We start from the raw sequence: 19,820 nt of genomic DNA on the forward strand, positions 1-19,820 counted from the left end.
TTTACCTGCCTCCACTTCTTAGATTCATTCTCTGCTGAGCCGTTACCACAATCTCATCGATCATGTCACCACCGATATAAACCGGTATCACGATATCCCCGGCAGAACCACCACCAGCCAGAGCCGTATTCAGTGCCGTATTGATACCGGAGATCAGATCCGTATTGGACGCACCGCCTCCGGAATAACCACCCTGAGCTGCCATCACCCTTGGAGTAATGGTCAAATCAGAAGTCACGCCATTCATAGCATTCTCAATCATGCCACGGCTTTTCTCAATACCCTTGGCCAGACCGCCGATAAAGTCCGGCATCCAGCTTTCATAATCCGTCAGGGGACCTTCATCCGGTACGGAGAAATGCAGGAACGACCTGATTTTATCAGCCACCGATGATACTGCATCCCCGACCTTCCCGATCATGGACTTAATACCGTTCACGATACCGCCTATGAAATCAGCACCCCACTTAAAGGCCTCTGATGCCAGGTTCTTCACGAAATTGATTGCCTTATCAAACCCACTCTTCACAGCCCCATAGATGTTTCCGCAGACATTCTTGATGCCGTTCAGCATCGCATTGAACGCATTGGAAACCGCATTCTTTATGGCATTGGCCGCATTCGATACCGCTGACTTGATATTATTCCAAGCCGTTGTGACTGCATTCTTTATGGCATTCACGATCGTGGTAATGGTCGATTTGATCCCATTCCAAACCGTTGTCACCACAGATTTGATTGCATTCAGCACCGTAGTGATCGCGGTCTTAATCCCATTCCAAGCCGTACTCAGGAAGGTAGAAATTGCGTTCACTACAGTCATGATAACCGACTTGATGCCGTTCCAGATCGTGGTGAAAAACGTCTTTATTGCATTCCACACGGTCATCACGGTATTCTTGATCGTGTTCCATGCTGTAGTCAAGAACGTACTGATTGCATTGACCAATGTTGTGAAGATACTCTTGATTCCCTCCCACAACCCGGTAAAGAAATCCTTTATTGCATTCCAAACCGTTGTGGCCGTGGTCTTGATTGCTTCCCACGCCGCCTTAAAGAATACCTTCAATGCTTCCCATACGGCAATGGCAATCTCCTTGATGCCTTCCCACAGATCAATCCAGAACTGCCGGAACTCTTCACAGTTATTCCAAAGATAAATGAAAGCCGCAACCAGCGCCGCAATCGCAGCAATAATAAGCACAATGGGATTGGCAAGCATCGTGGCATTCAGTGCTGCAAACGCTCCCTGGACAACCTTAATTACCCCTGCCAGCTTCGGAATAATCGTCATGATTGTACCGACTGCAGAGATTACTTTTCCCACAATGATCAGCACCGGACCGATCGCAGCCGCCACCAGGGCAACCGTCACGATCACTTTTCTGGTACCCTCATCCATCGAATTAAGCCAGTCCACAAACTTCTGGATCCATCCGACAATGCTTCTGATCGCAGGCATCAGAAGGTCACCAAAGGAAATCGCCAGCTCTTCCAGCTGTGACTTCAATATCTGAAGCTGACCGGCAAGGTTATCCTGCATGGTGTCCGCCATGCCCTCAGCCTTACCGTCACAGTTTGCAATCGCACTTGAAAGCTTATTGATATCCCCTTCCCCGGCATTCATCAGTGCCAGGAATCCGGACATCGCATTCTTTCCTACCAGAGATTCAGCCGCTGCCGCCTTCTCCGATTCAGACAAGCCCGAAAATGCCGTTCTGCAGTCAGCCAGGATACCCGACAGTTCCCTCATGGAACCATCCGCATTAGTAGTGGCTACCGTAACCTCTCCGATATTGGCACCGCAGATCTTCACATCCCCGGACAGGTTCGTCATGATGGTTCTTAACGAAGTACCTGCCTGGGTGCTCTTGATACCGGCATTTGCCATCAAGCCGATAGCCTCAGCCGTATCCTCCACAGAGAATCCCAAGGAACCGGCAATAGGCGCACAGTACTTGAAGGTCTCACCCATCATGGAGACATTCGTGTTTGCATTACTCGATGCCGCCGCAAGCACATCCGCGAAATGCCCGGAATCCGCAGCCGTCAGGCCAAACGCTGTCAAGGCATCCGTCACGATATCGGAAGTAGTCGCCAGATCCTCACCGGAAGCAGCCGCCAGGTTCATAACTCCCTCAATGCCGGAAAGCATATCCTCCGTCTTCCAGCCTGCCATCGCCATATAGTTCATGGCTTCCGCTGCCTCAGAAGCAGAAAACTTTGTCTTTGCCCCCATCTCACGGGCTTTCTCTCTCAGGGCATCAAAATCAGAGCCCGTTGCCCCTGATACCGCCGCCACCTTACTCATGGCAGAGTCAAAATCAGCGGCAGTTTTCACCGCCGCCGTGCCCAAGGCTGTCACACCTCCTGTCACTGGAAGGAACTTCTTTCCGACATTCGTAACATTATCTCCGACTGCCTTCAGCTTCTCACCCTTTGCGGCAATACTCTGAAGAGCCGTCGCAGACTGGTTCGCCTGTTCCTCCAAAGATTTAAGCTTTGCTTCCGTCTCTGCAATCTCGCGCTGCAGGCCGTCATACTGATCCTGTGTGATCGCACCTTCCTTCAGTGCCTGCTCTGCCTGTTCCGCCGCTGTCTTTAAGGTCTCCAGCTTTTCCTTCGTTTCCTTGACGGCATCTCCCAGAAGCCTGTGCTTCTGTGCAAGCAGTTCCGTATTACCCGGATCAAGTTTCAGGAGTTTATCTACATCACGCAGCTGGCTCTGGGTATTTCTGATCTCTGTATTTACGCCCTTTAAGGCAGTCTGTAGTTTAGTAGTATCACCGCCGATCTCAACGGTAATCCCCTGAATCCGTCCAGCCATTCGTTAAGTCTCCTTCCCTTTAGAATCGATCCATATCCTCCTGAGATGCCAGAGTGCTGTAAGCCTCCCTGTTCTCATCATTATTCATTTCCGTGTACATGTCGTTGACCGTCCCAATGGTCAGCTGCTCCAGCTCACTGATATGAATGCCTAATTGCACACATCTCAGGAGCAGGAGCGGCGTTGTCATTTCCCGGTCAGTCGGTCGAAGTTTTTTTACTCTCCACCTGCGTCTGCACATTCAGACCCCAGAGCTCAATGATCTCCGGAAGCACCTGATAAATGGAAAATGTCCCGAACTGGTCAAGCCACTCATCCGGCGTATCAGGAACGCTCTGAGGATTAGCATGCTTCGCCATGATATAGCTGATATCCTCAAATAGCTCCAGCGAAAAAGTATCCAGTGCTGAAGCCTCCGGATCTTCCTGGTCGATACTCTTCTGCAGATCATGGAGATCCTTATAGATATCCCTGTGGAATCTGTTTCTGTATATTCTTGGAATGGCTGCCGATGCCCTGAATGTCACATCCTTGCCATCAATATTCACTGTCTTTGTAAGTGCCATTTCACTTTCCTCCAATCATAGAAATGGGCAAAGCATAGCGGAATGCGAAGCACTCCGCTTTAGCCCATGTCCCAAACCTTAACCCTGTCCTTCCCCGCTGCTCTCAGGAGCCGGAGACTCATACACGCTCTGATACCATCCGTTATAAACCTCATCCTTGGTACTTGCTCCGGTCTTCACCTTCACAACGCCGCCCGGAAGCGGGGAAGCCGTGATCTCCAGGGATTCCGTCTGTACTTCCTTGGAATCCTCCGTAGTCTTGCCTTCGATGGTCGGTCTTGCCGCACTGCAGTAATACAGGCAGTGTCTGATCTTTTTCTTGTCCCCGGAGAACTCGAAAAGCAGGGCAAAACGCTCCGTCTCCACCGTTGCATCCTCTACCAGAACACCGTTTGCATCCTCTGTCTCCTTCAGAATATCCTTACGAAAGCTGTCCGGAAGCAGCGCAATCTCCAGATCACCGGAATAACCGTTATTCGCAGAAGTCATGTAATAAACCATGTCATCCGCATAGAACGGCTCATTGTCACCCTCCGGATCCATCGACAGATTGACAGCTCCGGGAATCGCTACAGGCGTACCAAAGGTCACGGTATTGGTATCCGGATCAAGGGTAGCCTTCGCGTAATGGCAGTTCTTAAGGCCGAACTTCACCTTGTTTGTCGTACTCGGCATAATAAACCTCTCTTTCCGCTATACGCTCATTGTGTACAGCACTTCGTATAATTTTTCAGTTTCAATCCATACCTCCGATTTGTTCCAGAAAAGCTCATGGGCATTCAGGACTGCCTCCAGCCTGTCCTCCAGCTCCGGATCCTTCTCATCAGTATAAAGTTCAATGCTCAGGTTGGAAAACTCAGCGTACACAACATTGTCCGCCGAAAAATTCTCCGAACCCGGAAATAAAAAGCAGATGAACGGCGGATCAGGACTCTCCCCCTCTGCGAAATGGTCATACGCAAAAGGAATCCCCGTCTCCGACAGCATCTGCATCACCTCTTCATGTGTCATGCTAACCGCCTTTCTGCAGGTCACGCTCGATATCCCTCGTCAGCTGCTCGATGCCTGCCTGCTCTGCCGGTGCGATATGCGGAAAAGCCCTTGTCCTTCCGCCACCTCGCTTCGCATGGCCAAACTCCAAAAGGTGTGTCAGCTGATACCGCTTGGAATGCACCACGATCTGAATGGAATCGGACGTTTCCCTGGTCTTCTTCACCGCCCAGCTCTTGGAATACTTCCCTGTCTTCTTCGGAGCCGTGCTTTCAATCTGCTGCTTCACCATCTTCCCGGCTTTCTGGACATCCTTCTTCAGGTCATCTGCCGCAAGCTTCGCGTAATCCTCCATGCCCTTCATCACAGTATCCGCCAGCTGTTCGATCCTAATTGTCTGTGCCATCAGCGCCGCTCCTTCCTGCAGGTGAACTTCAATGACTTCTTCTTAAAATTCATATGGTCAATGTTCACAATGTTGTAGATCTCACCCATGAACATCACTCGGTAATGCGTGGAATCAATCGCGGCTGACTTCCGGCAATACCGGACCGATACCGTCATGGAGAAATCCTCAACCGTAGTACCGGCAGCCTGTTCTTCCTTGGAACTCGCCTTTCCCTCGCCGCCAATGGTGGCAAAGCAGGTATAGTAATCAGTCCATGCATTCTTGTGGTTTCCGTACTTATCCGTCACGGTCTCATTCTTCTGGAATGTTACCTTCGATCTCAAAGCCGCCATATCCATCAGAATCCCTCCTTCCGGCTGCCAAACAGCAAAGCCCGGAGCGTCAGATCCATTGCATGATGGTCAGCCTCTTCCCTATGCTCATACAGATAAGCCACTGTAAACATCACAGCAATCTTTCCGTTCTGAGCCGCAGTCAGATCCGACTCATCGTCCGTCCGCAGGATATCCATGCACTGCTTTTTAGCAGCTGTTATAAGATTCTCAATCAGTGAATCATCATCCTCGAAATCAACCCTCAGGTAATTCTTCATCTCTTCCACAGTTACGATCATCTGAAATCACCTCACTCGTCCTCACAAGCTCCATATCGCTCGCTTCTTCGCAAGCTCAAAAGCTCGTTCATTCCGCTGCTCGTCCTCTCCCCACGAAGCAGGCTTCGTGGGGATCCTATTACGGCGACAGTACAATCATCTGCACTGCCGCCGTTTTCATTACTTCCTATGATCAGGATCCGGACTTCATCTTCAGAAGCTGGATACCCTCAGGAAGGATCACCTTGCCGTCCACACGCTCAGTCGCAACAAAGCCAACCTGGCCATTGGTGCTGTAGAGCTCATTCAGTCTCTGTACGGTTCTGCCCGCCCTGTCAGCGATCCAGTAATTCTTGAAATCACCGAATGCAACCGTGAGCGCCCCTGCCGCCATCGTAGGAACATAAGGACTGGTATGGAGCTCATATCCAAGCAGTCTGTCAGGCTGTCCTGCCTGAAGGGAAGGCTGCCAGAGATAAGCACCGTTATTATCCTTCAGCTTACGGATCGCAGAGATCGTTGCATCGTTCATGAGGAACCTGGCATTCCTGCGATAAGGGCTCTTAAGCGCATAGACAAGGCTGATCAGCTCATCCGCCGTAATTGCAGCCGCCGCAGCCGCAGTCACACCAACAGTACCGCCGTTTGCTGTAAAGATACCGGCAGGCTGATTGGTGCCGGTACCGACACAGAAAGCCTGCTCTTCCGCAATACCGAAAGCCCTTGCAAACTCACCGGCGATATAGGATTCAAGGTCAAATGCAGAATCCTGTAGAAGCTCGATGGAAACCTTCACAAGGTCAGTCAGCTTGAAAGCATCAATGGTCTTCTGGTCGAAGGTCGGATTGCTCTCGGTATAAGCCGCATTCTCAGCCGTCCACTGGGCAGCGGAATGAGCAGCCGCAACCGGGATCTTTCTCTCAGCGCTGGTGGTGATCACCTTTGCAAGGGAACGCACCACGTTCGCCTCATCCAGACCGGTCACAATCTGACGCTCGAACTCTTCCGGCACAAGATAACCGCCGTCTGCCTGCACGCCCTCGGAAAGCACGTTGTGGACAAGTCTCCTGCCGCGCAGATGCGCCCCAAAATCCTCCCTGTAGGCATTGGATGCCCTGCCGGTCTTTTCCTCGACCTTCTGGACCGGTCTTCCGGTCAGCGGCTGATTCACTGCCCTGCTAAGCTCAGCCTCACGCGCTTCCGCCCTCTGCTCTCTGTCGATAGCCGCAGTAAGGTCTTCAATCTCCTGCTCCATTCGGCTGTAAGTCGCGTTATCCTCCGCAGACAGAATGCCGTTCTCATTCTCGTGGGTATCCACAAAGTTCTTCGCGGTCTCCCACACCTTCGCTCTCTTCTGAATCATTTCATTGATAGTCATAGGTCATATCCTCCATTAAATGAATTTCTTGATAAAATTTAAGCGCTCCCTGATCTCATCAGCGGAACGCCCGTCACCAGAATTGTTTTCAGTTACCTCAGCTGCACCGGTGCAGCCGTCTTCCAGACCACCGCCGCTTGGAGCCTTGATCCTGCACTTCGCAGAAATCTTATCCATCAGCGAATTGGTCACCGCCGCCCTGGAATAGAGCATCGACACCTCCGGCGCATCCAGATCATCTGCCTCAGATGCATCTGCCCTCTGCAGTACATCATCTGCAAACCCCAGCTCCACCGCCTTGTGCGCATCCATCCAGGTCTCCGCATCCATCAGATGTGAGATCTTCGTCCTGCTCATGCCGGTCTTGATCTCATAGGCATTCATGATGGATTCCTTCACCTCAGCCAGCATGTTGATCGCCTTCTGCATCTTGGCCGTATCGCCAAAAGCGATAGTCGCCGGATTATGGATCATCATCATACTCACAGGACTCATCAGAACCTTCGTCCCTGCCATAGCAATCACGCTTGCCGCCGATGCCGCAATGCCATCAATCTTCACCGTGACATCGCCCTTATAATCCATCAGCATGTTGTAGATCTGAGCAGCAGCCACACAGTCGCCGCCCGGACTGTTGATCCAGACCGTGATATCTCCCTTCCCGGCATTCAGCTCATCTCTAAAAAGAGCCGGTGTGACATCATCGTCAAACCAGCTCTCTTCCGCTATCGTTCCATTCAGGAAAAGCACCCTCTCAGTTCCCTCTTCGTTTGAAGCCTGGTCTCTGATCTTTCTGCTCTTCCAGTTCCAAAACTTCTTCATAAGACGTTTATCCTCCTTCCCATCTTCGCCTTCTCAGCAGCTGCTCCGATTCACCTTCCTGTCCGGGCTCACTGCCTGCACTCTCCGTTTCATCAGCACCGCCGTCCGCCGCAAATATCCCGGCATCCTTCAGCTTCGTCATATTTCCATTGATCAGGTACAGATCGCCGCCTTCCTCCGCCGGTATCCTGTCCAGATTCTCCAGTTCCCTGATATCATTTGCAGACATCCAGCCGTTCTGTCTGGCTGTCGCATAACCGTTCATCCTGCTCTGGTAGTCACCACGCAGAAGCCCGTCCACATTGAACTTGAAGAAAAACTTCCTTTTTTCCTCCTTGGTCAGCAAGGCTCTCACCATTGCCTGCTCCCACCGGCTCACCCAGGGATCCAGCGTATACTTCACAAATTCCAGCGACTGCTGCTCAATGTTATTGAAGCTGGACTTCTCCAAATCCCCGATCATATGAGGCGGCACACGGAAAATCCTCGCAATCTCATCAATCTGGAATTTCCTTGTCTCCAGGAACTGAGCCTGCTCCGGACTGATGCTGATAGGCGTGTACTTCATCCCCTCTTCCAAAACAGCGATCTTGTTTGCATTGCCGGAACCTCCAAATGTCGCCTGCCAGCTCTCACGAACCCTGGAAGGATCCTTGATCGTACCCGGATGTTCCAGCACCCCAGATGGAGCCGCGCCGTTTGCAAAGAACTTACTTCCGTATTCCTCTGTAGCAATCGCAAGCCCTATTGCATTCTTCGCCATCGCAATCGGTGAATATCCAACCAAACCGTCAAAGCCTAACCCTGGAATGTGCAACACATCATGAGGCTGAAGCCTTACGGTTCTTCCAACTCTGTCCGTGCCCTTCCTTCCGTCAACATCGTCCGCATCATAAACGGTGTATTCGTAATAGAGCCTTCCGGGATCATCTCGGTCCACCTTCATCCGATCCGGCATCAGCGGATACAGAGCCACAACTTCGCCCTTGCCGTTCCTGATGATCTGACTGTATGCATTGCCCCATAGGAGCAAATGCGTCATCAAAGTCTCCCGGAAGATAAAGGAAGTCATTTCCGGATTCGGCTCATCGTGGAGCAAAAAATAAAGCGGATGTTCCACCGCCTTTTCCTTACCGCCATCGTCGGTATATCTGTAAAATTGTAATGGCAGGCTCGCCACCGCCTCCGACAGGATCCTCACGCAGCAGTACACCGCCGTCATCTGCATCGCAGACCGCTCTGTCACATACTTGCCGGATGAACTCGCCCCTAAAAAGAAGCTGTAGCTGCTCCCCGCCGTCCTGTCCGTGGGCTTATCCCTGCTCCGAAATAAACCGCTCAGTATTCCCATCACCGTTACCTCCTATCTCAAAAGACCAATAATCCTCTTGTATCATAAACCGATTCTTCCTTTTCATTGCCGCACCGGATCGCCCTGTCCAGCGCCATGATCATTGCGATAGCCCCGTCAATCTTCTCCGTGGACTTCGCTTTATCCGCCTTGATGTTTCCTGCCGGATCCGTCCGGATGAAAATATTGTCCATGTTCCATCTGAGAACCGGATGACCGCCATGGGCTATTCTTTGCTCCAGAACCAACCTCATCAATTCCTTCGTAGGAGGCGACATGGAAGCAAAACCCTGCCCAAACGGAACCACTGTAAATCCCATACCTTCCAAATCCTGCGATAATTGCGTTGCTCCCCATCTGTCGTATGCGATCTCCCGGATGTAAAACCTCTCTCCAAGCCGCTCAATGAACTTCTCAATATATCCGTAATGTACCACATTCCCTTCCGTTGTTTCCAGAAAGCCCTTCCGCTCCCACACATCATAAGGAACATGGTCTCGCTTCACCCTTAAATCCAACGTTTCCTCCGGAACCCAGAAATACGGAAGCACGATATACCTATCATCTTCATCCACCGGTGGAAATACCAGGGCAAAAGCTGTCAGGTCAGTCGTACTCGACAAATCCAGGCCTCCATAACAGACACGCCCTTCCAGCTCATCCACATCCACCGGAAAACTGCAAGCATCCCATTTCTCCATCGGCATCCATCTGACAGCCTGCTTCACCCACTGGTTCAGTCTCAACTGTCTGAAGGAGTTTTCTTCCCCCGGATTCTGCTTTGCCGATTCACAGGCCGCCTTTACCTTGTCGATACCCACCGTGATATCCAAAGAAGGATTCGCCTTCTTCCAGACCTTCGGATCCGTCCAGTCATCCGCTTCATCTGCGCCATAGATCACCGGATAAAAAGTCGGATCAATCTTCCGGCCTTCCAGAATGTCCTTCGCCTTCTGATGCGTCTCATAACAGATGCTGTTTGTATCCGTCCCAGCAGTTGTAATCAGGAAATACAAAGGCTGCATCCTGGCATCCCCAGAACCCTTCGTCATGACATCGAATAATTTCCTATTCGGCTGAGTATGCAGCTCATCAAAAACCACGCCGTGGATATTGAAGCCATGCTTGCTGTACGCTTCCGCAGACAGCACCTGATAAAAGCTGTTTGTCGGCTGGAAAATGATTCGTTTCTGCGAAGCCAGTATCTTCACCCTCTTATTCAGAGCAGGACACATCCTAACCATATCCGCCGCAACTTCAAAAACAATGGAAGCCTGCTGCCGGTCAGCAGCACAGCCATAAACCTCAGCTCTTTCCTCTCCATCTCCACAACAGAGCAAAAGCGCAACCGCCGCAGCAAGTTCCGACTTGCCCTGCTTCTTAGGGATCTCGATATATGCCGTGTTGAACTGACGGTATCCATTCGGCTTCATTGTCCCGAACACATCCCGGATAATCTGCTCCTGCCAGTCAATCAGTTCAAAAGGCTTCCCAGCCCAGGTTCCCTTCGTATGACACAGACATTCGATAAAGCTGACTGCGAAATCCGCCGCCTCTTTGTCATAGACGGAATCCTTCGCCTTGAACTTTGTCGGCTTATATCTCTTCAGCTTCCGCATCTTCATCCGCATCACTTCCCTTCAGCCACTGCCGGTACACCTGCTCGGAGATCTTCGCCATCATCACAGGCGGCACGCTCATTCCGCAGATATACTGGACGCTCTGATCCATGAAGTCATAATCCTGCGGAAAGGTCTGGCAGTTGATAATGTCCCTGTCCGTCATAAGCAGACCGTCACACATCCGGTATAAACTGCTCCCGGCAACGATCGTCTGGATCGGCTCATCATCCCTGTTAATCGGTGTCGAAAAGCCGTTGTTCTTGACCTTCCGAACCCTCTCATTGATATCCGCTATGCACCGGTCAGAAGGAATCCTGTACTTCAGGAGCTTTGCCTGCATACTGTTCTCATCCATCGCCTTGCCATAAGGCTCCCGGACATCCTTGAACGGGATCAGCTTGGAATGAAACTCCATAGAAAGTTTCGGATAAGCCAGATCCTTCCTATGCGCTATGAAAAAGACGCGCTCTCTTTTCTGAGGCACGCCCATCCTCGCCGCATTGAACAGAAAAATCTGCACCACATACCCGGCATCACCAAATCCCTTCACGATCTGGTTGACCCAGCCCTTCGCATTTCCAATAATGATTCCCTTCACATTCTCCGCAATCACAACCTTCGGCTGCAGCCTCTTCGCTATCGCAATGAAATAGAGGAACAGATCATCTAACCTCTGCTTCGCCTGTCCCTCCCGGAACACCTTTTCCGTATTCCAGCCTTCTTCCCTGACTCCCGCCGTAGAAAACACAGAGCAGGGCGGCGAACCGTCCAGCACATCCAGATGGAAAAGTTCCTCCGGTATCTTCTCATCCGGCAGCTTCAGGAAATCCCTGATATCCATAAGAAAACTGTGCTTCGGATGATTATTCTGCTTATAGACCTTCATCATGTCCGGATCGATCTCGCAGTTCCCCATGACATCAAACCCCGCCAGCTTATATCCCATTGAGGAACCGCCGCCGCAGGAGAAGCAGGAGAACACGGTATGTCCATGCTTCGGTCTCTTCTCCAGATCAGCAAGGCTCCACTTCCACGGAAACTCAGTTGAACCGGAAACCGCAGTTCGGGCATTCATATTTGAACTCTTCATCCCCAAATACCTCCGCATCAAATTCCGTGGTTCCGGTCAATTCCTTGTCAGAACCGCCGCCGGCGCCATCCACAGGCAGGTCTTCCGCCATACCAAAAAAGTCGAACCCTTCCAGATCAAGTCCTTCCAGTTCGACTTCCAACTTCATCAGGTCCCAAGTTGCCTTTTCGCCGGTTTTGTTATCCAGAAACCTGTATTTCTTTTTCTGTTCTTCTGTCAGGCCGTCACAGATCAGGCATTCCGCAGACTCTTCACCCAGAGCCATAAGAGCCTTATATCTGGTATGGCCCGCTATGATCACATGATCCTCATCCACAATGATCGGCGTGATATAGGAACACTGGCGGATGCTCTCCGCAACCGCATTCACCGCATCATCGTTTTTGCGTGGATTATTCTCATACGGAGTGATCTCCGATAGTTTCAGTCTTTCCAGCTTCATACCTCGAACACCTCCCCGCAGCATGGACAGGTCATCCTCTTAGGACCGGTCTCTTCGGATTCATCCGGCAGCGCAGTCTCAGGCTGTCCGAAATCATATCCCTGAAAATCCACATCACACAGCTCCGCACTCAGCTTCTTCTGATCCCAGGAAGCCATCTCTGCCGTCTTGTTGTCATACAGACGGTATTTCTTTTTCTGTTCCTCTGTCAGATCGGATGCGACAACAACCTCACACTCCTTATATCCCAGCTTCTTCAGTGATTTATACCTTGTATGCCCTGCCAGGATCACGCCATCCTCATCAATAATGATCGGTGCGATGTAAGAACACTGCTTAATGCTCTCCACAACATCGTCCACCGCCTCGTCATTGATCCTCGGATTGTTCTCATAAGGCTTCAGTTCTGACAGCTTTTTCTTCACATATTTCATTGAACCCCTCCTATTTCTTCCTTGCCGAAAGCAGGTGCTCCATCAAGTCATCATGCGGATTCGCACCACCGTACTCCACGGAGCAGTTTTCCTTCACGATCTGATAGATCTGATACCAGCACTGATTCACCTGTTTCAGGTAATTCTGGCTCATCGTCACATACGGAGAAGTGATCGCCGCACCCGTAGTCGGATGCTTTGCCAGAAATCCGTATTCCGATATGCAGGTCTCGCACTGTACCCATCTGGATACCGACATCGCATACTGTTCAATCAGCTGCGTGTTCACCAGCCGGTCACAGCCCCTTTCCTTCAGCCAGAGGAATGTGCTTTTGAACACATCCTCCGCGCACAGGTCAACGCCGCTCTTCTGAGCAGCTTTTAAAAAGTCTTTCACCGGCGGCACATCCTCGCCGTTTATCTCCGCAGGCTCCGGAGGGTCAATGACCGTTGCCGAAAGCCCGCTGTCGATCTTTTCCGTCAGGGCTTTGGATTTCCTGCCGGAACCAACCCTTGCGCCGCCGCGCATAGTCCCGTCTTTGGCCATTTTCCTTCACCTCAATTCCCTGCCGGGGTAATACCCCGTTTGATTTCTTGTTTTTGTGCGTGTGACCCCCGCGCCGTTCCCTGGAGAATATGCGCGTGGGGATTTTCACCGCCCCTCGGCTCACTCATGCGCGTGGTTCCCCCAGCGGTCTCCACGCTCAGCATGAATCCGTGAGTGACACGACTTGCACAGCGCGATCAGATTGCTCCTGTCGTGCGTGCCACCTTCACTCAGCGGAAGCTTATGATGGACTTCCTCAGTCTCCACGATAACCCCACACTGGAAGCACAGCTCACAAAAGGGATGCTCCATGACATACTTATCGCGGATCCTTTTCCACGCTCTTCCGTAACGCTTCTTTGTCCTGGGATCACGCCCATACTTCTCATAGTTGCTGTTCACCTTGCTCTGATGTTCCGGACAGTATCTTCCTTCCGTCAGATTCGGACAGCCCGGATAAGCACAAGGCTTCTTAGGTTTTCTCGGCATCTGTCCACCTACTTTCCCATAGAAAAAGCCGCCACAGATTTCTCCGCAACGGCTTCCTCATCCTTCATTTTTGCCATCTTAACAATAACACAAAGGCATACTGTAATTCTCTGAATTTTACTGTAAAGTTTCAGGAACCTCAACAAAATCAAGTGCTTTCCGGTGAAGCTTGAAAACATTATCAATGCCATATCCAAGTTCCCCGGCGATCTTCTCCCATCCCATATAGGACATATACCGCAGTTCCAGTATCAGCTGAAGCTCCGGATCCTCCACCTTTTTGATGGAATCCATAATCTCCTTCTTCAGATCTACCAGTTCCAGCATATCCGCGTGGATCTCCGTCTTGATATCAATGATCTTCACGATGACATCCTCCAGACTGTGGATATTCCTGTTCGGACTTCCCGGCATATCAGTATATGTCACCGTTGCCTTGGTTGCCAGATCATTCAGCTGCTGTATCTGCTCCAGTTTATTCTCGATCCGCTGATCCACCCGGTATGCCCTCATTAGATAATTCTTGGCCGCTGTCTGCTGTCTGTTCATAAGCTACCTCCGATAGAAATTTATTTGTTTCCCTCGGATTGACTCTGATTTACTCTGATTGCCTTATTTCCTCCTGCAGACGCCTTATCATATACTCACCATCCACGGATGTAAGGATCTGATACCACCCCGAACGGAAGAACCGCTCTATCTGCAGGGCTTCATCAACCGCGTCCCGGTTCTTGGGATTGCGCTTGATCCGCTTAAGTGCCGCACGATAATCCTCAGCTGCCTGGATAACAATTGCGTTAGCAAACCTCTCGTAAGGATCCTCCGGCATATTTTTCTTAGCTGCCATCAATCACCACCTCTGCTTTCACGGCATCAATCAGTGCCCTCTGTGTATGGTCTTTTGTTTCCAACGCCCTCATGATCTGCTCATCAATGGTTTTCGCCGCAATGATATGGATAACGGACACTGTATTCTTCTGACCTTGCCTCCATAACCTCGCCACAGTCTGCTGATACAGTTCCAGGCTCCATGTAAGCCCAAACCACACAAGCATATTGCCGCCGCTCTGAAGGTTTAAGCCATGACCGGCTGATGCAGGATGTATCAGGCCGACAGGAACGCTTCCTTTATTCCATCTGCGGATATTTATGTCCTTGTCCAACCTGCAGAAATCCATTTTCAATTCCGCAAGCCTTCCCTCTATCCGTTCCAGGTCATGCCTGAACCAGTAAGCCACAAGCACCGGTTTCCCATTCGCCGCCTCGATGATATCTTCAAGGGCGTCCAGTTTCCGGTCATGGATCTTCTCATAATCGCCATCATCGGAATAGACCGCTCCGTTTGCCATCTGTACAAGCTTTCCGGAAAGAGCCGCCGCATTTGCAGCCGTCACTTCCCCTTTAGGCAGTTTCAGAAGTAGGTCCTGTTTCATCCTCACATATTTCAGCAGTTCCTTTTTATCCAGATGCACCGTGTACCTCGAATTGACCAGTTCCGGCATTATCAGATGATCCGCTGACTTCATGGATATCGTGATATCCGAAATCCTGGCATAGATCGCATCCTCAGCACCCGGAAGGAGCTTATAACTGTAAACAATATGGCCGTTCGTCTTATCCGGCTTGAAATAAGCATTTCGGTACTGCCCGATAAACCTTCCAAGCCTTTGCCCAATGTCCAGGACCTTATATTCCGCAAACAGATCCATCAGTCCGTTGGAAGAAGGTGTTCCGGTCAGTCCCACGACTCTCTTCACCTTCGGTCTTACCTTCATCAGCGCCTTGAACCTCTTCGCCTGCCAGTTCTTGAAGGATGACAGCTCATCCACGACCACCATATCGTAGTCAAAAGGCAGGCCGCTCTTCTCGATCAGCCACTGGACGTTCTCCCTGTTGATCAGATAAATATCCGCGTCTTCTTTCAGCGCCTTTATCCTCTCAGCCTCAGTCCCAACCGCCACGCTGTATCTCAGTCCATGCAGGTGATCCCATTTTTCGATCTCATCCGGCCAGCTCATTTTCGCTACCCTGATCGGTGCTATCACAAGCACCTTATGGATCTCGAAGCTGTCAAACATCAGGTCATTTATCGCGGTCAGCGTAATGGAAGTCTTCCCAAGCCCGCATTCCAGAAGCACCGCCGCCACATCATGCTGCTTGATATATTCCGCCGCATAGACCTGATAATCATGTGGTTCGTATCTCATCAATGATCCCTCCAATCTGCTCCGGCTTATCCAGCACATAGACCTTGAACCCTAACGACCTCAGCAGCTCATGTCTTGACCTCTGCAATGGCCTCGCCTTCTTCCCTGGAGCCTTTACTTCCACAAATCCCAACCTCCCATCCGGCAAAAGCACGATCCGGTCAGGCATCCCATCGAATCCGGGTGCTACCCACTTCGGACAGATGCCGCCTGCTGCCTTTACTGCCCTCACAAGTTTCTGCTCGACTGTTTTTTCTCTCATATGTCCTCCGTCAGTGAACAACAAAACAAAAAATCCTTTACGCGCGTATATATGTGCGTTACGCGCACCTGATTTCTTTCAAAAACACCATTTATTTGTTCTATATAGAAATTCCTGTTTTCTTGTTTCATATCTGCTTCAAAACCAATGTGTTTCAATGCTTTCTCACTGAACAACCCGTTAGGAACGAAACAACTTCCTGTTCCGTTCCGGCAGGTTGTTCATCAAAATCACTCGTCCCTTTTATAGATCCGCTGCCGTCCGTAGATAGGCAGTATCCTTGCCTTTCCGGTCTTGCTCCAGCCGTCAATTCTCTCCATAATGGCTGACAGGGCGTAGCTGTCAGAAGGCTTCATATCTTCCTTAGGCTTTCCAAAGCACTCGCACCAGATCTCCATGTTGGATACCTCCATCCTGCGAACGGAGCCGACCGGACGCATCGGATCATCAGCATCACGCACATATTCCCTGCGCTTATAGACATCCATTGATTCCCAGTTATCAGGCAGGAGCATATCCAGGTATTCCTGCACCAGTCCTTCCCGGTCATCACGCTCCATCGCCGCCCGCTGCTCTTCCTTGGCATAATCCTCCAGTTCCGGCGGAAGATACAGCTTCTCCCCGGATTTGGCATACAGCAAGACTTCCGCCCATATCTGCTTCACCGTATCGTCATCCAGTTCCCACGGCTTCAGCCTGCCGTTCCCCGGCACCTTCACGTTCCAGTACCGTCTGTTCCCGGTAATGTCCCTCAGGTATCCGTTCTGGCTGTTGGTGGTGCCAAAGAAAACGCACTGCCTCGGATGCGGCGTAACCCTTCTGCCGAAGCTTGCCCTGTACTTGTCATCCTGTCTGGAAATGAATGCCTTCACCTTGTCCAGGTCAGCCTTCTTCATCCCGGCAAGCTCGCCGATCTCCATGATCCAGTATCCCTGCAGCTTCTCCGCCGCCGTCTTGTCGTTCATATCCGAAAGGTTCAGACTGTCCGAATACCACTCGCCGCCAAGCCTTGAAATCAGAGTGCTTTTCCCGATGCCCTGGTCTCCGTTCAAAACGATCATATTGTCAAACTTTGCTCCCGGATGATACACACGGACATAGGCGGCACACAGTTCCTTCCTTGTGACCGCCCGGACATACGGTGAATCCTCCGCTCCCAGATAATCAATGAGCAGCGTGTCAACCCTCTCGACCTTGTCCCATTCCGGCAGCGACTCGAAAAACTCCCTGATCGGATGATAGGACCGATCATCCACGACTTTTGCGACCGCTATGTCATAATTCCTCGCTGAGAATGTCCCATATGCCGCATCCACATAGCAGATCAGTTGTGCGTCATCAGCATCCCTCCAGAACTTCGCTGGATGCGACCAGGGGACTTTCCCCTTGATCTCCATCCCATCCGCAAGCTGGTTGAACACGATGCCCTTCAGGTTCTCATCGTTCTCCATAATGAGAGTGATATTGTGGAGATTGTTCTTGATCTCCATGCTCCTTTTTTCGTACTGCAGCTGCTTCTTCCAGGCATCCGGATCAGCCTCGTCAAATTCCTCTGCCGCCGCCTGCTGCTTTTCTTCAAAGATACGAAGCTTCACCTGCTCATCCGAAACCGCGAACTCAGCCATAGCGTTGAATGACTTCTTCGGATCATCATCCGAAAACTTATGCACCCTCACAACGTCAAAAGCATTCAGGAGCTGACCGCATGCCGGATCAGTCGCATGGAAGCTGTAGGAAAACTTCTCATCAATAATGGTCACACCGGCGGAACTGTCAGCCGGTATATAGTCATACCTTCCTTCCATCGCTGACGGCTCATATACATCCGGCAGGAACTTCTCTACCGCCTCCCTTATGGAGTAGGTACGGCAGAATGCCCCGACCACACCTGTCTTTATCAACGGATCCGCCTGCTGCTTTGCTGACTTCTCCACCGCCTCTGACTCCCTTGACGATACTGGCCATGTAGAAACATCGCGCCAGTCATCATAAAGCCCCAGATAATAATCCGGATCCAAAACAGAACCATCCATGACCTTATAAACAAATTCCCCATTTGACGATGTGGAAGGCCAGTACATCAGCCTGTGCGGCTGGTAGGTGGTATCGTCAAACAGATCCATCCCAATCTCCTGCGCCACCTTCCTCGCCAGCGCCGGATATTCATCCTCTGACACATCTCTCTTAAGCGGCATGATCAGCCTGAGCCTCGGTGCCTCCGGGGTATGCTTGTGTGTGGAATAAATGCACATCTCATGCGAATTGAACATGGAAAGCTCATCCATCACATCCGGCGTGCCGTGGTCCATATCCAGAGTCAGCATGGAACGGCAGAGAACCGTCCCGGTCTTCCTTCTGCCGCCCCTCAAATGGCCGCCGACAAAACCGCCCACATCCTTGATGCTGTCCTGCTGGGGCTTTGTCATCTTCCTGTATTCTTCAACCGTTTCCGTCGTGGTCTGCGTTGTGCTGACCCTTTTGCAGAAATCATCCCAGGAGATCTCGTTGTTCTTCCACTTTTTCTCCATACGGGAATTGCCATATGCTATCTTCATCAAACCATTCCCTCCTTCTCCTGCAGATCGTCCGTAAAATACCGGATCTTTTTCCTCATCCTTTTGGCTTTTTCGATCTCGGCAGCCATGCCCTCGGAGATTGCATCCCCGAATACCCAGACCTCTTCGCATTTGCCCATGAACACGATCCCCATCTTTAGTCCCAGCCATCTTTCCGTTACCTCATTCAGATACTGCGGGCATAACAGGTGCGGTGCGATCGGGATATATTTCTTCTCCACCGCGAATCTGGAAAACGCTCTTGCCCTGTACGTGTTCCTCTCGATATCCCCGGCATACGGCGAACAGATATAGACCAAAGGGCGGTAAGCGGCAGCCGCCCTGGCTGCGCGCTCTTCCGCCTCAACTCTGGTCAGCGCCTCATATACCACAGGATCTTTGTAACCTTCGCTGTTGTATTTACTGACCATAGCTTTATCCCTCCTGTTCGATCGTAGGAAGGATTCCTTTTCCCTTTAACAGGTCATAAATGAAAAGCCTTCCCTTCTGCGTCCAATAGGTATGCACCTTCGTGTGGATCGTTCCGTTATTATCCGGATAGGTGTGCGTCTTCGTGCTTGTCAGCCCCATCTCCGCATACTTCTGATAAAGGATCCAGATCCTGCCGCCCTGCTTGAACTGAATACCGTGGGTATGCAGATACTCGTTCATCTTCTGAGCGCTCCACCCATAATCCTTCGCGATCTCCGTAATGGAAACCAGATCCGGACTGTTCAGCACCACATCGTAATAGCTTGCCTTCGGCTTCATCTCCACAAGCTGTTGTTTCTGGACGGCATTCTCTTCTTCCAGCGCCATCCTCTGCAGACGCTCTGCCTTGAAGGCCTGAAGTGCCTCGATCAGCGCGTCCGTGTTATTCACAATGTCATCCATTGCAAACACACCATGTTTCCTAATCGCCGGAAGGACTTCGGAAGTCACCCACCTCTTGAAACGCTTTGCGGAAGGAAGCCTGCTGGAAAGGATCAGACTGTACAGACCGGATTCATTGATGATCACCATGTCCTGCGCCCCGCCAAGGGTGTCACATTTCGTTACCCCCTTGTCTTCCTCGTCCACATGGTCGCCGATAGCTTTACGGCTATTGCTGTAACCCAGAATATCCGTAACATCCTTACCGACAAAATACGGCTCGCCATTTACCATAAGGCTGCGGACAGAGCCAAATTCCGCATTGTTGAATACCTGTAACTCACTCATGAATTACCCTCCTTAA

24 protein-coding genes are annotated in these 19,820 nt (G+C 51.0%); all 24 read right to left on the reverse strand.

All coding sequences use genetic code 11. From position 1 onward, the window contains the following. Position 1: 1 nt before the first annotated feature. A complete protein-coding gene (locus ABXS75_18980; protein XCP85082.1) occupies positions 2-2,827 on the reverse strand; it encodes a phage tail tape measure protein in 2,826 nt (941 codons plus the stop codon). Between the two features lie 19 nt (positions 2,828-2,846). After that, a complete protein-coding gene (locus ABXS75_18985; protein ID XCP87215.1) occupies positions 2,847-3,068 on the reverse strand; it encodes a hypothetical protein in 222 nt (73 codons plus the stop codon). Further along, positions 3,025-3,393, reverse strand: coding sequence for a hypothetical protein (locus tag ABXS75_18990; protein ID XCP85083.1), 369 nt, complete (start codon positions 3,391-3,393; stop codon positions 3,025-3,027). Before ABXS75_18990 ends, ABXS75_18985 begins: the two co-directional genes overlap by 44 nt. A 78-nt stretch (positions 3,394-3,471) precedes the next feature. Beyond that, positions 3,472-4,068, reverse strand: coding sequence for a major tail protein (locus ABXS75_18995; protein ID XCP85084.1), 597 nt, complete (start codon positions 4,066-4,068; stop codon positions 3,472-3,474). Positions 4,069-4,086: 18 nt separating this feature from the next. Next, the gene (locus ABXS75_19000; GenBank protein XCP85085.1) at positions 4,087-4,404 is read right to left on the reverse strand and encodes a hypothetical protein; all 318 of its coding nucleotides are present in this window, start codon (positions 4,402-4,404) and stop codon (positions 4,087-4,089) included. A gap of 1 nt (position 4,405) precedes the next feature. Next, positions 4,406-4,789: an HK97 gp10 family phage protein gene (locus ABXS75_19005; protein ID XCP85086.1), complete on the reverse strand. Its 384-nt coding sequence runs from the start codon at positions 4,787-4,789 to the stop codon at positions 4,406-4,408. After that, on the reverse strand, positions 4,789-5,130 hold the full coding sequence (locus tag ABXS75_19010) for a phage head closure protein (protein ID XCP85087.1): 342 nt from the start codon (positions 5,128-5,130) through the stop codon (positions 4,789-4,791). The genes ABXS75_19005 and ABXS75_19010 overlap by 1 nt, the downstream gene beginning before the upstream one ends. Beyond that, positions 5,130-5,405, reverse strand: coding sequence for a head-tail connector protein (locus tag ABXS75_19015; protein ID XCP85088.1), 276 nt, complete (start codon positions 5,403-5,405; stop codon positions 5,130-5,132). The genes ABXS75_19010 and ABXS75_19015 overlap by 1 nt, the downstream gene beginning before the upstream one ends. Positions 5,406-5,577: 172 nt before the next feature. Further along, positions 5,578-6,762, reverse strand: coding sequence for a phage major capsid protein (locus ABXS75_19020; protein XCP85089.1), 1,185 nt, complete (start codon positions 6,760-6,762; stop codon positions 5,578-5,580). 15 nt (positions 6,763-6,777) lie between these two features. Further along, a complete protein-coding gene (locus ABXS75_19025) occupies positions 6,778-7,584 on the reverse strand; it encodes a head maturation protease, ClpP-related (GenBank protein ID XCP85090.1) in 807 nt (268 codons plus the stop codon). A gap of 7 nt (positions 7,585-7,591) precedes the next feature. Beyond that, on the reverse strand, positions 7,592-8,935 hold the full coding sequence (locus ABXS75_19030; protein ID XCP85091.1) for a phage portal protein: 1,344 nt from the start codon (positions 8,933-8,935) through the stop codon (positions 7,592-7,594). A 17-nt stretch (positions 8,936-8,952) separates the two neighbouring features. After that, the gene (locus tag ABXS75_19035; protein ID XCP87199.1) at positions 8,953-10,554 is read right to left on the reverse strand and encodes a terminase TerL endonuclease subunit; all 1,602 of its coding nucleotides are present in this window, start codon (positions 10,552-10,554) and stop codon (positions 8,953-8,955) included. Beyond that, on the reverse strand, positions 10,532-11,647 hold the full coding sequence (gene dcm, locus ABXS75_19040; protein ID XCP85092.1) for a DNA (cytosine-5-)-methyltransferase: 1,116 nt from the start codon (positions 11,645-11,647) through the stop codon (positions 10,532-10,534). The genes ABXS75_19035 and dcm overlap by 23 nt, the downstream gene beginning before the upstream one ends. Next, positions 11,598-12,089 carry a ParB N-terminal domain-containing protein gene (locus ABXS75_19045; GenBank protein XCP85093.1) on the reverse strand — a complete coding sequence of 164 codons (492 nt, stop codon included), beginning with the start codon at positions 12,087-12,089 and terminating at the stop codon, positions 11,598-11,600. Before ABXS75_19045 ends, dcm begins: the two co-directional genes overlap by 50 nt. Then, positions 12,086-12,523 carry a ParB N-terminal domain-containing protein gene (locus tag ABXS75_19050; GenBank protein ID XCP85094.1) on the reverse strand — a complete coding sequence of 146 codons (438 nt, stop codon included), beginning with the start codon at positions 12,521-12,523 and terminating at the stop codon, positions 12,086-12,088. Before ABXS75_19050 ends, ABXS75_19045 begins: the two co-directional genes overlap by 4 nt. A gap of 10 nt (positions 12,524-12,533) precedes the next feature. Next, on the reverse strand, positions 12,534-13,070 hold the full coding sequence (locus ABXS75_19055) for a P27 family phage terminase small subunit (protein XCP85095.1): 537 nt from the start codon (positions 13,068-13,070) through the stop codon (positions 12,534-12,536). A 120-nt stretch (positions 13,071-13,190) separates the two neighbouring features. Further along, complete coding sequence (locus tag ABXS75_19060; protein XCP85096.1) at positions 13,191-13,559, reverse strand: HNH endonuclease signature motif containing protein; 369 nt, start codon at positions 13,557-13,559, stop codon at positions 13,191-13,193. 117 nt (positions 13,560-13,676) lie between these two features. Next, the gene (locus ABXS75_19065) at positions 13,677-14,108 is read right to left on the reverse strand and encodes a DUF1492 domain-containing protein (GenBank protein ID XCP85097.1); all 432 of its coding nucleotides are present in this window, start codon (positions 14,106-14,108) and stop codon (positions 13,677-13,679) included. Positions 14,109-14,157: 49 nt separating this feature from the next. Beyond that, positions 14,158-14,406 (reverse strand): hypothetical protein, encoded by a 249-nt coding sequence (locus tag ABXS75_19070; GenBank protein XCP85098.1) that lies wholly within the window; start codon positions 14,404-14,406, stop codon positions 14,158-14,160. Further along, a complete protein-coding gene (locus ABXS75_19075) occupies positions 14,396-15,766 on the reverse strand; it encodes a DEAD/DEAH box helicase (GenBank protein XCP85099.1) in 1,371 nt (456 codons plus the stop codon). The genes ABXS75_19070 and ABXS75_19075 overlap by 11 nt, the downstream gene beginning before the upstream one ends. Then, on the reverse strand, positions 15,747-16,028 hold the full coding sequence (locus tag ABXS75_19080; GenBank protein XCP85100.1) for a VRR-NUC domain-containing protein: 282 nt from the start codon (positions 16,026-16,028) through the stop codon (positions 15,747-15,749). The genes ABXS75_19075 and ABXS75_19080 overlap by 20 nt, the downstream gene beginning before the upstream one ends. A gap of 230 nt (positions 16,029-16,258) precedes the next feature. Further along, positions 16,259-18,583, reverse strand: a complete 2,325-nt coding sequence (locus ABXS75_19085; protein ID XCP87200.1) for a virulence-associated E family protein — start codon at positions 18,581-18,583, stop codon at positions 16,259-16,261. Then, positions 18,583-19,014, reverse strand: a complete 432-nt coding sequence (locus tag ABXS75_19090; GenBank protein XCP85101.1) for a DUF4406 domain-containing protein — start codon at positions 19,012-19,014, stop codon at positions 18,583-18,585. The genes ABXS75_19085 and ABXS75_19090 overlap by 1 nt, the downstream gene beginning before the upstream one ends. Positions 19,015-19,018: 4 nt before the next feature. Then, a complete protein-coding gene (locus ABXS75_19095; GenBank protein ID XCP85102.1) occupies positions 19,019-19,804 on the reverse strand; it encodes a phage antirepressor in 786 nt (261 codons plus the stop codon). Positions 19,805-19,820 lie beyond the last annotated feature (16 nt).

The sequence above is a fragment of the Roseburia hominis genome (assembly GCA_040702975.1).
GTDB lineage: Bacteria > Bacillota > Clostridia > Lachnospirales > Lachnospiraceae > Allocoprococcus > Allocoprococcus hominis_A.